This window comes from Bacteroides mucinivorans (assembly GCF_034654355.2).
GTDB classification, from domain to species: domain Bacteria; phylum Bacteroidota; class Bacteroidia; order Bacteroidales; family Bacteroidaceae; genus Bacteroides; species Bacteroides nordii.
Genome location: NZ_CP178179.1, coordinates 3,462,643 through 3,475,438 on the forward strand (window position 1 = coordinate 3,462,643; position 12,796 = coordinate 3,475,438).

A 12,796-nucleotide genomic window follows, 5' to 3' on the forward strand; every position below is an offset into this window, starting at 1 on the left:
GTCTTTTAATTGCGCTACAAAGTTAGTATGCTTTATACTTTCTGCTGTTTTCCATTAAGTTCTATTATTTATCAATTTGTCTCCCATATTCTCTTTCTGTCCTTTTCTGTCTGCTTTTTATCTGCTCCCTCAGTTCCTTGGGAGAACATCCCAGGCATCTTTTACAAAATCTGGAAAAATTCGCCAAAGATGAAAATTCCAATTCATTGGCAATGATCCCCAGCGGCAAATCTGTGACTGAAAGTTTATACTTAATCTCCCCCAACAGTTGTTTCTGCATCCATTCAGCCGGCGTTTCCCCGAACTCTGTATTGAATTGTCTTTTAAATGTGGAAATGGAAAGTCCACAGGCCGATGCCAGCTCTTTCACCGTTCTGCATCCTTTATAATTATCCAAAACTTTGTTTTTGAAATCCTGCGATTGCCCGATAATCGTATAGAAGAAATTTGCCAGTTCCGGCTTGGAATAGTAAAAACGGATATTCCAAAAAAGTTCTTTAAGCTTTATCTCATGAAAATGGATACAGTTTGCCCCGTCTTCCAAGTAACATACCAAAAGTTCAAGAAATTTAGATAAACGATCTCTTATCTCAAGAGGCTCCATGCTATATTCGATAATACCCTTTAAATGAAATAGTTCTGAAAAAGAGGCTTTTTGGCAAGGCCATACCCCTCCCTCAAACATGGCAGTTATTACTTCACAGCTTTCCAGCGCACACATACTGAACAGGCTGTCACGGCAGAGAAACGCCATCTTTCCCTCTGGTATTGTAAGTTGGAAACCCTTACAGGAAAGCCGTAGATTTCCTTTCAAAACAAACAGGATGCAGTCCTTTACCAGCTGCTCTTCGTGATTCAGTCCCTCGTCAAATTTATAGTGCCGGAATCCTTCCTGCATACACTTCGAATAATGATAGCATGACGTATGCTCGCTCAAATAAAATAGTTCCATTGTTTCTGCTTTTGTTACTGACAGACAAGTTCTTTATCCTATCTATCAGACTGTTATATAATCTATAATTTGTTTTATTCAGATTTCAAATTTCTTCATCACCCACGTATGCACTTGGACAACCTGTTTTGACTATTTTTCCACTCTCTACGGGAGAGAGTGAAGAAACAGAAACAAATATATATATTTTATGATAATATACCATAAAATAAAGCCCAATACTACCTTTAAATAAAATCATTAGCTACACTAATCTCTCTTTTTGTATCAACAGACCATATTACATACAATGGCAGGCAGTTTAAAATATACTCATACCGCCTGAAAAATTATCCCCATAGCCCGAGGCGAACAAGAAGAAAATGCGGGAGAAGCTCCCCACTGGGAGACCCTCCCTTTTCCCTTGGATAATAACCATATACAATGGAGCAAAGCTTGCAGAAACACCGAGAAATGGCAAAATACCTGACAGCCGGGATTCTCGATGCAATAATGAAGCTCCAACCCCACCGTCTGCCTGAAACAGAGGGTCTGCTGGTGTCTTGTGCGGGTGAGATAAATCAGCCATTCACTGCAAAAATGAAATCAGCCACTTGATTATTAACCGCATCCAATGCGGAATGATCCAGTTCCTTCAGGTAGATCCGGGTTGTTTTTTCCGATGTATGACCCAGGCATTCACCGATAATATGGACCGAGGCTCCGTTTTCCTTGGCAATTGTGGCCCATGAATGTCGTGCCGCGTGAAGTCTCAGCGGAATATCCAGGCCAATAGACCGGGAAATCTTTCTCAAGGAGTAGCGAATCTTATGATAGGCATTTCTATAACCGGTGTATGGTTCCTCCTCTTCCGTAAACAACGGGAACATGTACTCTCCTGGTACATTCTTATACCTTTCCAGGATACGACTGATCTCCCTATTTATCCCCACCCGCATCAATTGGTCGGTCTTGTGACGTTTGTAACAGATTTCAGCCGGAAAGACATTCTTTTTTTTCAGCAACGCAATATCGACAAATGACATTCCACGCGTGTAAAAACTGAACATGAAAATATCCCGGGCAAGAGACAAAGGGCTATTATTTTCCAGTTCCATTCCAGAGAGTGTTCTAATTACGATCGCATCAAGAGAACGTTTGAGCGTTTTTTCCGTTTTGATGTTTATCTCGCGAAACGGACAGGGAAGTTCCAAACCCATCTCCCGACATCCCTTTCTGAAAAGGGCCTTGATATTATGCAGATAAAAGCCGATGGTGTTGTCGCATATACCCGAAGCGAGCAGTTTCCCGTGATAGTCGGCTATGATCCGGGAAGAGAGCTTGATAAAGGGAAAATCCTTTTTCCCCAAGTATCTCTGCATCGAACGCAGGCTGGAGGCATATGCCCGGGCCGTTCCCTCGTGACCGCTTTGACGAAGTTCCAGGATTTTCCGTGAAAAGTAAGAATAAAAACCGGCTTCACGGGTCAGCACGCCGTAAGTCCTGAACACATCCTCTATTTCGTACTCCCGGGATTTCTTTTCCATTATTGAAATGCTCTTCACCAATAGCTTTGAGATACTCTCGCACCTGTGGTTGATTCGCCGAACTGACTCTGGAGTGTACTCTCCACCAACGATAACCCTTCCCCTCACGGGATCAAACAGGTTATCCGGAATGCTGAACCCTGTATAAACCACTTTTTTCCTTCGCTTGTGAAGAACCTGAACGACTAACGGGAATTTGCCGGACCGGTTGCTCCTTCCTTTTACCAGTACTGTTTTAACTGTTGCCATAGTTTTTTTATTAGTTAGACATTTGACGCTTCCCTGTTTTCTGGAAAGGAAGCATAAACTTATATGCACCAAATGGGAAAAGGAATGAAAAGGTTCAGTAATCAGGCTGGAAAAATACGCAGAAGACAGAAAGACGTTTTAGAGCCAGTCGGTAAGGAAGCTACACGTCCTGTAAAAGTAGGATTTTTTCGATACGGCAAATATGAAAACCGGTAGTGTTACGGTAATGAATTTCTCGGGTAAATTACGGATATTGGTCAAATGTGATAGATGAAGTTTTCTTGTTGTACAATAGTGAACAGGCGGCTAAAGCCGCCTGTAGTTTGATAAAGGAAAGCCTGTTCGTTATGGGATACGCACGAATGTTCCCCGTGAACATGAAAAGCTTTCACGAGGAAAAAGGGCATCAATGTCAGCAACAACATGCATGCTATGACAGCCCGATGTCTCTGTCTTTTTTTCGTACGATCCATTAATTTGCAAAATTAACGGTTTTAATCATCACTCGCAATACCTACAAATAATGATTTGCAAGCATAACTACTCCGCACATTTAGTTACATATACCAGAACAGAAATAAAAAAAAGAAGTGAACCGTTCGTCACCCGCGTATTCAGATAACGACGGTTCCCTCTGGTCTAAACAGAACCTTATCTTGTCAGATTCGGGTTTTTCTGGGAATCCATATCAGGATATGGAAGATACATCAGATTGTCATTCCACACCTTGTTCGTATATTCTACAGACTCCTTTACCTGAATCCCTTCGGCGATTTCCACAGCCGTGTTCTCCGCTCTTTCCTCAAAAGTGCCTTTCAGTCTGTTCATACGGAACTGATCCGCACGCCGTGTGACAAGGGCCACCCAATAGCCTGCCACCTCCCAGCCATGTTCCTTATAAGCCGCTTCGGCAAGAGCATCTGCGGAAAGTCCGTTCAGCGGTTCCAGTCCGGCGCGCCCACGGACATCATTGAGACACTTGAATGCCAAATCATCCGTTTGACCCATCCTGGCCTTAGCCTCCGCATACCACAACAAAACTTCCGAATAACGAATAATTCTATGTCGATGGTCATTACACAGATTCTGACTGGCCGGTAGTGTATAATCATACGGGGCATTGGTATTCACCTTTGACACAGGATCCCAGTTGACAGAGAATATACTGAACATGGGGTGGTGTTCCGGAACAACAGGTGTGCCGTCCTCCTTCAACTCCCACCAGTCAACCAAGGTTCCGTCTTTTAGACGGATTTTGGGATCATAGGTGGCATCCTTTCTCGGACCATCAGGAAACTCTTTCCAGAAACGGATCTCTCCCCAGGCATCCCCCCAACCACCCAAGGACTCAAACAAGTTACAAGAAGTAAGTTCTGAATCTTGGGACCAGTCCACGAACGGAGAATAATTTATTCCCAGTACCGTTTCCAAATTATAATTATTGCTCATGGCATACACATTCCTATAATTTTCATCAAGTTTATACTCGTATTCCCCCCTGTTCACGCCGTCAATGACCTCCTTTGCCTTTTCAGCAGCTTTTGCATAGTATTCCGTTTTATTCATCGGCCAACCGGCCATAGCCATATACACTGCTGCCAAAGTAGATTTGACCGCCTGCCGGGTTACATATACATTCACTCCATTCAAAAAGCGGGGACTACCGCTGTAACTCGTAGGCAATACGGCCTCAGCTTCGGTCAGATCCTGTACAATGTGATCATACACTTCCTCTACCGGGGTTAGAGGTTTGGTATAATCATCGTTGACATTGTCCAAATTCATCGGCAGCGGTCCCCAAAGTCGCACCAGGGTAAAATAAGCGTATGCCCTCCAGAATTTAGCCTGCCCGAGGGCGATATTTATCTCATCCAGAGTGGTAGGTGTTTTAGACGCCCCCTGTATGATTAGATTGGCAGCCTTTACAATGGCATAATGCATATTCCACGCATCTTTGACACCCTTGTTGTTGTTTACTGCGGCAAACTTGTCCATTTCCGCGGCAGGCTGCTTGTTACTCCCTGGATTGGTAGTTATATCATCTCCCTGCCATTGGGGTAATTGCATATTTGTATATATCTGGGAAGCATTAACTTTCTGATAAAGCGCATATACACTCATGTTCAGTTCATCCTGAGTGGAGAAAAAAGTTTCCGGAGTGAGTTTCCCCCTGGGATCCTCCGTTAAAAAATCACTGCATGACATCAGTGAAAAAGCCAGAGCAACCATAGTGCCTGCTATTATTTTTATATTCATAGGTTCTTCTATTTTAAATTTAAAAATTCATTCGGAGACCGAATGTGAATGTTCTCGGGGAAGGATAGGCTCCCATATCAATACCCGCGTCCACGTCAACGCTGCTGTTTGAGAAGGTAGTACCGGCCGGATCCATTCCCTTGTACCCGGTTATTGTAAATAGATTCTGACAACTGAAAGTAAGCCGCAAATCAGCGAATCCGGTTGTTTTTTTGGGGAAAGTGTATGAAAGACTTATATTCTCCAGACGAAGAAAATCTGCGTTCTCCAGCCATTTGGTTGAAACTGGCTGGAGATTATTCCCACCTTCGGTCAGACTCGGATATGTAGCCGATGGACCAATCTTGTCGAATCCCTTCAGATAGGCATCTGCCAGAGTTACAAAGCGGGAATTCCCTTCGGCCGAAGCCATAGTGTACCTCACAAGATTCAAACGTTTAGCTCCGAAAGATCCATTAAAGAACAGATTCAGATCCCAGTTTTTATAAGACAGGGAGTTGTTCCATCCCAAAGTGAAATCAGGATTGGCCTTCCCGATAACCTTGCGGTCACCGCCGTCTATCGACTGGTTGCCATCCACATCTCTGTATGTATCATGTCCTTTTTCATCCAAACCGGTCCATTCATATCCCCAAAAAGTACCAATGGCCTCACCCGGCTTGATAATAGTGGCATAATCAACCATACCGGCAGCCGGACTGGAACCGTTGATGAAGTCATCCTTACCGCCAGAAAGACGTTCCACACGGTTCTTCAAATAAGTGCCATTCAAGGTGGAAGACCATTGAAATCGATCATTCTGTATAATTCGGGCGGTCACGCTCAAATCAATACCACGATTACTGATCTCGCCGTCATTCACCCAGAAAGAGTTACCGCCGACATATCCGGGGATACTTCTTTTGAGTAACGCATCGGTAGTACGCTTGTAGAAATAGTCCACACTGAAATTCAACCGCCTGTCAAATAGGGAAAACTCTAAGCCCAGGTCGAATTGCTTGGTCTTCTCCCACGTAAGTTCAGGAGTCGCTATGTCATTTGCCCAATAACCGGTAAAATTACTATTGGTTCCAAAATTGTATGCAGTGGCACTCATAAGGCCCAAGGTCGCATAAGGACTGATCGCCTGACTACCCACAATACCATAACTGCCGCGAACTTTAATGTCCTGAACCGCGGAAACATCCTTCATGAAATCCTCATTACTCAACGTCCAAGCTGCGGCAATAGAAGGAAAGTACCCCCATTTCTTTTTGGCGAAGCGAGAAGAACCGTCAGCACGGAATGTACCGGTAAGCATATAACGATCCTTGTAATTGTACATGACACGGGCAACTCCCGACATCAGTGCCCATTGGCTATAGCTGTTGCTTCCATCACGGGAGGAGGCCATGCCTACATTCCACCAGCCCACACCTTCGGTCAGCAAATTGTTCCCCGTTATACCGATTGTCCTGGTTTCAGAAGAAGTCACCTCATATACAGCCGTGGCTGTCAGATGGTGGTCATTCCAGGAACCTGTATATGTCAGGTTATTGGAGCTTTGCAGCATCAGGCGATAAGTGTCATTATTCCCCATACCACTCTTCGCACCCACTCTTTTGGAACTGAAGCTATAACTTTTCCCGTCATAATAGTCCACGCCATTGGTTGTGATAAATGTCAGACCTTTTACTATATTGAAGCGTAAATCAACACGTCCATTGAATACGTTGGTCATTGCCTCTCCCGACTGCAACCTTAGGATACCGACTGGATTGGAGGCTATGGAATTATAAATATCTGTATTATAATTCCCGTTTTCGGACATCATCGTCATTGTAGGTGAATAGTTTAATGCGATCCATATTGGATTGTCCTTACTCGATGCAAAAGAACCACCATAACGGATACCGTGAGAAGCATTGATGTCTGCCGTGATATGCAGCCAGTCTGTAAGCCGTGAAGAGAGATTCATCTTTGCCGAGTAACGCTCATTCTTCGATTTAATGACCACCCCCTCCTGACGCATATAGTTGGCAGAAATATAATATTGCGTCTTCTCACTACCATTGGATACAGTCAGTTTGTAATTTTGTGTAATCCCTGTACGGAAGATCTCATTCTGCCAGTTGATGCCAGCCGAGCCATTCTGGTAAGAGAGTAATTCCTCATCCGAAAAATCAATGCCCTTGACCTCTTTCAACGCCAGAGCGTAATCATATGCTCCAAGGATATCGTATCTCTTATATACGTTAGAAACTCCCACTGATGCGTCGAACATAATTTCACGCACACCCGCCTTGCCACTCTTGGTAGTGATCAGAACAACTCCGTTTGAACCTCTGGAACCGTATATGGCAGTAGATGAAGCGTCTTTGAGAACCTGCATCGAACGGATATCCTCAGGATTGATACCGTCCAAACCGCTTTCACGAACGATTCCATCAACCACATACAAAGGGTCGTTACTTTTGCTGATGGAGTTAGCACCACGGACACGGATCTTCACACTTCCTCCGGGGACGCCGCTGTTCTCAACATGGACGCCACTGACACGCCCTTGAAGGGCGTCTGCAACCTGGGTTATAGGCTGATCCTTAAAATTTTTGTTGTCCAGTACGGCTACGGAACCAGCCATATCCGCTTTTCTTACAGTACCATAGCCAATAACAACCACTTCATCAAGTATTTCGGCATCTTCCTTCAAAACGATGTTTAACGGCCCACCTGTCCAGGCTATTTCCTGGCTCTGATAGCCGACATAAGAAACAATAATTATATCCCCCTTTTTTACGTTCCTAAGGGAAAAATCACCGTCAAGTCCCGTGATGCTACCGTTTGTCGTCCCTTTGACAAGTACGGATGCGCCGATAATGCTTTCACCATTGGCATCTTTGACAACTCCTTGACAGATGTCACTCTGTTGTATAATTTGTCCCTTCATAGAAGGATAATCATGGAAAGCATGAACCTGCATCCCACATAAAAGCGAAAGCGACAGTATTGCCCCCGCTGTTTTTTGAAGTGTATTCATAAATTATTTAGTTAGGATAAAAAGTTAGATAAAAGCTTATTTAGAAGTTACGCCCTTTTCAATATAAGAACTGTATTCCTCCGGTTCATATTTCCTTAGTTGATACACTGAAACTTTCAACAAGGGTATTACCATCTGTTATATATTCCTTTTCCAAACGGTTAACTTCCTTGTCGTCAACGTAGGCGATTACTGTTATATGAAGCTGTTTACCTGCCTCCGAAATACTGGAAACAGAACCGGCACAAGTCATGAAAAATGCGTTCCCACTTGTGTGGCAAGACACGGACGAAGTCTTTATTTGGGCGGAGTAGGAATCACCAATGTATTCATCCTTGTCATTATATAATTTGGCGGGACCACCCTTATCTGCACCATCGATACTTACATGCAGTTCGAATGAATCTGTGTCACCGGACTGTCTGATTACAATTTTATGAACTCCTGTCTGAAGATCATACCCATTTTCAGTTCTTTCATTTGCACACCCTACAAATACAAATCCAGTCAAAAACAAAACAATTCTCAGATAACTTAATTTACTTTTTATTTTTATACACATATAATTAAAGAATAAAATTAATACACCTATAAATCTTAATAAAAGGGATGTAAATTATTCAAAGAAAATACGTTATATATAGTCTATTATATATTTTGCAAAGTAAAATGACATTAAAAGATAATCAGTTATCGTTTAAGCCCTATTATTTACCAATGAAGTTCAAGTATTTGGATTACATAATTATCTTATTGTATCTGACTGAAACCGCAAGCCGGAATGTACAAAATCTGTCGAGAGTAAAGAAGATGATTCAAATAGGCTTCTATATTTTATGTAATTCATCAAGGTATTAAATAATAAGAGAATCAAAGTACGATTAAAAAGAAAGGAGTCCTATATAATACCGAAATCTCTCTATAACTGGATTTTAAAACCGCCTCTTCCTTCTATCTCTGTTTTCTTATTTTCCTAATCCAAATAATTAATACAACCATGCTAACCATAAATAAAAGAAGTAAACAAATAAAAGACATTTTGTAGTCTTTATAAAAATTGATTAATATTGCATAAGCAGTTAATGTTCCTAATGAAATAACAACTCCGGTAAGTAATATACCAACAAAACCTAATTGCTTATGCGAATTGCATGCTTTTCCCATTATGTGACAAAAAAGCCCAACAGGAATAGAGGTACAAATATAAAAGATGAATTTATGATTAACCCCGTCAGGGTTTAAGTATAAAAAATAAATTCCAATACAATAACATAAAAAGATTAACATATATTTCCGCATAATCGAACTATGTTTAATTTAATCAATACTTCCTTATTTCATTAACACAATTAACCATAGGAGTCTATAAACTTTAGCAATAAAGAATGTGAATCACCAAAGGCAAACACGTTATGTATAACACACAAAAATATATTTATTGATGTATGGTACACCGTCTATTATATATTTTGCAAAATAAAACATTAAAAAAAACAACTATTTATCATTTCAGCTCTATATTTTATCAATACAGATTAATGTTTGAATTGTGAAAGATTTGTATATTATTAAAGAGATGATTCAGATAGATTTCTATGTTCCATGTAGTTCGTCAAATTATAGTCAAGATAGATAATCTATAAGGCCATTTTGAGACAAGATAATTTGCTGGTGCAAGGTGCAGCTATATATAAATATAGCTGCACCTTGCACCACAAAATACAGTCTGAAAATCAACATCTTACAACTAAAAGGAAAGCACAAGTGCAAACTCTTTTTTGCTCCTCCTATTTTTTCACACCTTGCTTATTTTTCCATCCTATCGAAAAACTAAAAATCTCCTGTTTTTTTCTTTTTTCAGTCAAAATTATTATATTTGTACCAGTTCTAAGAGCAGAGCGAAGCAATGCAGCGAAACCCGCACCGCTACCAAATCGCTACCAGTTACCGAACTTCCTACTCTTTACGTCTTGTCAATCAAACTATTAAAAGAAATCTATCGTTTTTGAATGAAAAAAGACGATATCAACCTAACAGAACTATCCAAGGGAAATTCAAAGAAGAGATTGTTAATCGGACAATATCAATAAATACTAAACTAGTAGATAGTAATCTTAGCGGTGATGGTTATTCCAGATGGTCCTTTAAAACAAGTATCAATGCTCCAGTAATTACTATTTTAATGGTAGATGGCATTTTAGATTACAGTTCCGATGCAAATAGTTATACCCAGAATGTGACCATGGCGGTAAGTAATGGTAAAGATGGTGATTGGGCTAATGAAGAAAACTTTCCTTATGGTGATAGCAGCGCTCCGGGGGCTTATACATCCTCATATGAATGGAAACAATACACATTGACTATAGACGGAAATAAAGTTGAAGAGAATCTACCTTTTGGATATAGCGGCATAGAGAATTATACAGGAAGTAAGGAATACATAATCGGGAACTTCAAATATACTGTTACATTTTTCCCTAATTGATAATAATAACTTTTGTGTGTAATATTTTAAAATAGATTTTCTATTTATTGAGTATAATAGATCCAGGCATGTCTACAGTGGTTATGCCTAGATCTATTTTTAGAATCTTATGTTACAATCACTTTTCCCGATAGTGCTTATTGTATTGTGTGTATTGTGCAAGCATCATTGAGATTTATATTCAGTATTTCTCCTAAATCACCTTTTATCTGTTCGGGAGCAGTCCAGTTTGTGCCATTACTGGATTTAGAGATATAGCCCGATGAACCTACTGCAATGAAGGAACCAGTATTACTCCTTATCCTTTTCCAGATAACAGAACCGGACACGCTAGAAGTTGTCCAGCTAGTGCCGGATGTGGATGAGATTACCTTTCCACCATATCCCATGGCTACAAATTTGCCATTACCGTAAGTAATGCTTCCTATTGATCCTGAACTTGGCGCACTATTATACCACGTAATACCATCGGATGATCGAGCTATACTTCCATTTGTACCTACTATAATGAAATTTCCATTTCCAAATGTAATTCCGTTCCATTCAGCTGTTCCAACTGATTTGGGAGTTGTCCAATTTACTCCATCTGTAGACGTTGATATATAGCCTGAACCTCCATACGCTGCTGCACGTACTGCGATGAATTTCCCATTTCCGTATGCTATATCAACCCAATTTTCTGTTCCAATTTGCTTTGGTATCGTCCAGTTTATTCCGTCTGTTGATGTTGAAATGTAGCCTTCCGACCCCACAATTACAAATTTTCCATTTCCATATGTGACACTGTACCATGACACTTGACTAATCCGTTTGGGCGTAGTCCAATTCTTGCCATCTGTTGAACTGGAAATATATCCATAATTATAGCCTACTATAACATATTTACCATTGCCGTAGGTGATAGATGACCAATATTCATTATCTATTTGTTGTGTTCCTAAAGGAGTGATCACGTAGCCATTATCGCCTACTATAATGAAGCCTGCTACAGTAAACTTCCCTTGGATAGTTCTGTTAGAACATTACATTGGAAAAAATAAAAAATCCTGCGTGAGCAGTATTTGTAACTTAGGTTAGTGTATATTTGCTTAATAATTCAAAAATTGGTATGATATGATGTATAGTAAAGACATAAAATGTGATATTTATATGGGTAAGCAAGCTGGAACTAGAATATTCTATGAGATTCAACGAGCGAGAAAATCAATCAAGATTGTATCACCTTATCTAAGTGACAATAGGCTAGATGAATTGATTTCTCTGAAAAGAAAAAACATTGATGTAAAGTTAATAACTTCCGATATTGAGCGTTCTAACATTGAACAATCTACTCTACGCAAACTATTCATACAAAAACGTGAAATAGATACTGAGGCTAAGAGAAAATGCGAAAAAGGAATTAAGCTTTTAAAAATACTATTAATGGGATTTATTGTATCTATTCTGTTAGAAACCGTGCTGCTAGTTTGTAATTTTGATGTTAAATACCTTTGGGGAATATTGCCTATAATAGGCATATTCATATGTTACAAAAGTCTCCAAATTTTAATTAAAAGAAAGAAAATTTTCAACTATAAGTATTCAATGTGCTTTCCTATGAAAGTCTATACAACAAAAGAACTATACACTAAAAGAGCTACATTTATTCATGCAAAAATTTATATTATTGACGATTCAGTAGCTTATTTCGGATCTCTCAATTTTACAAATTCTGGGTTTGAATATAATTTAGAAACACAAGTTCGCACAGAGGATAAAGATACGGTAAATAAAACAATGAAGTTGTTCAATCATTTATTTGATGATCCCAAGGTAGATGAAATTGATATAACCGAATGGGGGCAAAAATTATACAGAGAGCCAATAAATGATTTTTTTTAAATTAATACGAATGAAGAGTGCTCATTCTTTAAAGATACAAGTATTAATGGGATTAACAACTTAAAAATACCCAACCTATATTCATTTATATAAGTTGGGATATTTTTAATCAGATTTACTTTTTAATATGCCATCATTGCATACCTTATAGCAATATTATCTTTTTTAAATACTAATTGAAAGTAGTTCTTTTTAGTTATACCCAATATCATAAGTAATCTTCTTTGTTATTGTTTTTCTTTTGCTGGGAATATTGTTATTCAAGGTCAATATATTGATAATTCAAACCACCTCGACACCACCATCCATTGCCATTTTCATTATTTTGCAATTGTTTATCTACATCAGCACCTTTCCAACGCTGTAATTCAGAGTCTGCATCGCTTCGCATTAATCTCCAAATATTGAAGACTCAAAAGAGACATTACTAG

General features: G+C 39.8%; 10 protein-coding genes. 3 read left to right on the forward strand and 7 right to left on the reverse strand.

Annotation, left to right across the window (positions count from 1 at the left end; translation table 11 throughout):
• Positions 1 to 64 precede the first annotated feature (64 nt).
• Both VCM39_RS13345 and VCM39_RS13350 read right to left on the reverse strand, forming a co-directional pair.
• Complete coding sequence (locus VCM39_RS13345; RefSeq protein WP_322934267.1) at positions 65 to 952, reverse strand: AraC family transcriptional regulator; 888 nt, start codon at positions 950 to 952, stop codon at positions 65 to 67.
• Between the two features lie 560 nt (positions 953 to 1,512).
• Positions 1,513 to 2,727 carry a tyrosine-type recombinase/integrase gene (locus tag VCM39_RS13350; protein ID WP_322932474.1) on the reverse strand — a complete coding sequence of 405 codons (1,215 nt, stop codon included), beginning with the start codon at positions 2,725 to 2,727 and terminating at the stop codon, positions 1,513 to 1,515.
• An 84-nt stretch (positions 2,728 to 2,811) separates the two neighbouring features.
• On the opposite strand from VCM39_RS13350, the gene VCM39_RS13355 reads away from it, so the two are divergent.
• Positions 2,812 to 2,943 (forward strand): hypothetical protein, encoded by a 132-nt coding sequence (locus tag VCM39_RS13355; RefSeq protein WP_322932475.1) that lies wholly within the window; start codon positions 2,812 to 2,814, stop codon positions 2,941 to 2,943.
• A 435-nt stretch (positions 2,944 to 3,378) separates the two neighbouring features.
• Here VCM39_RS13355 and VCM39_RS13360 read toward each other — a convergent pair whose 3' ends face one another.
• The 3 genes from VCM39_RS13360 to VCM39_RS13370 all read right to left on the reverse strand — a co-directional run bounded on the left by VCM39_RS13360 (position 3,379) and on the right by VCM39_RS13370 (position 8,561).
• Complete coding sequence (locus VCM39_RS13360; protein ID WP_322932476.1) at positions 3,379 to 4,983, reverse strand: RagB/SusD family nutrient uptake outer membrane protein; 1,605 nt, start codon at positions 4,981 to 4,983, stop codon at positions 3,379 to 3,381.
• 19 nt (positions 4,984 to 5,002) lie between these two features.
• Positions 5,003 to 7,999 carry a TonB-dependent receptor gene (locus VCM39_RS13365; RefSeq protein WP_322932477.1) on the reverse strand — a complete coding sequence of 999 codons (2,997 nt, stop codon included), beginning with the start codon at positions 7,997 to 7,999 and terminating at the stop codon, positions 5,003 to 5,005.
• A gap of 85 nt (positions 8,000 to 8,084) precedes the next feature.
• Positions 8,085 to 8,561 carry a DUF4425 family protein gene (locus VCM39_RS13370; RefSeq protein ID WP_322932478.1) on the reverse strand — a complete coding sequence of 159 codons (477 nt, stop codon included), beginning with the start codon at positions 8,559 to 8,561 and terminating at the stop codon, positions 8,085 to 8,087.
• A 1,344-nt stretch (positions 8,562 to 9,905) separates the two neighbouring features.
• Here VCM39_RS13370 and VCM39_RS13375 point away from each other — a divergent pair.
• Positions 9,906 to 10,484 (forward strand): hypothetical protein, encoded by a 579-nt coding sequence (locus tag VCM39_RS13375; RefSeq protein ID WP_322932479.1) that lies wholly within the window; start codon positions 9,906 to 9,908, stop codon positions 10,482 to 10,484.
• Positions 10,485 to 10,621: 137 nt separating this feature from the next.
• Here the strand turns inward: VCM39_RS13375 and VCM39_RS13380 are convergent, their stop codons facing one another.
• Entirely contained in the window at positions 10,622 to 11,437 is an 816-nt protein-coding gene (locus VCM39_RS13380; protein ID WP_413544802.1) for a WD40/YVTN/BNR-like repeat-containing protein, read from the reverse strand.
• Positions 11,438 to 11,633: 196 nt separating this feature from the next.
• Here VCM39_RS13380 and VCM39_RS13385 point away from each other — a divergent pair, with 196 nt between their 5' ends.
• The gene (locus tag VCM39_RS13385; RefSeq protein ID WP_322934214.1) at positions 11,634 to 12,365 is read left to right on the forward strand and encodes a phospholipase D-like domain-containing protein; all 732 of its coding nucleotides are present in this window, start codon (positions 11,634 to 11,636) and stop codon (positions 12,363 to 12,365) included.
• 256 nt (positions 12,366 to 12,621) lie between these two features.
• Here the strand turns inward: VCM39_RS13385 and VCM39_RS13390 are convergent, their stop codons facing one another.
• Complete coding sequence (locus VCM39_RS13390; RefSeq protein WP_322934213.1) at positions 12,622 to 12,756, reverse strand: hypothetical protein; 135 nt, start codon at positions 12,754 to 12,756, stop codon at positions 12,622 to 12,624.
• Positions 12,757 to 12,796: the final 40 nt, after the last annotated feature.

Coding starts and splice junctions, on each gene's coding strand:
- VCM39_RS13375 (WP_322932479.1), top strand. CDS start 9,906: ATGCAGCGAAACCCGCACCGCTACCAAATCGCTACCAGTTACCGAACT.
- VCM39_RS13360 (WP_322932476.1), bottom strand. CDS start 4,983: ATGAATATAAAAATAATAGCAGGCACTATGGTTGCTCTGGCTTTTTCA.
- VCM39_RS13355 (WP_322932475.1), top strand. CDS start 2,812: ATGAAAAGGTTCAGTAATCAGGCTGGAAAAATACGCAGAAGACAGAAA.
- VCM39_RS13350 (WP_322932474.1), bottom strand. CDS start 2,727: ATGGCAACAGTTAAAACAGTACTGGTAAAAGGAAGGAGCAACCGGTCC.
- VCM39_RS13345 (WP_322934267.1), bottom strand. CDS start 952: ATGGAACTATTTTATTTGAGCGAGCATACGTCATGCTATCATTATTCG.
- VCM39_RS13365 (WP_322932477.1), bottom strand. CDS start 7,999: ATGAATACACTTCAAAAAACAGCGGGGGCAATACTGTCGCTTTCGCTT.
- VCM39_RS13390 (WP_322934213.1), bottom strand. CDS start 12,756: ATGCGAAGCGATGCAGACTCTGAATTACAGCGTTGGAAAGGTGCTGAT.
- VCM39_RS13385 (WP_322934214.1), top strand. CDS start 11,634: ATGGGTAAGCAAGCTGGAACTAGAATATTCTATGAGATTCAACGAGCG.
- VCM39_RS13370 (WP_322932478.1), bottom strand. CDS start 8,561: ATGTGTATAAAAATAAAAAGTAAATTAAGTTATCTGAGAATTGTTTTG.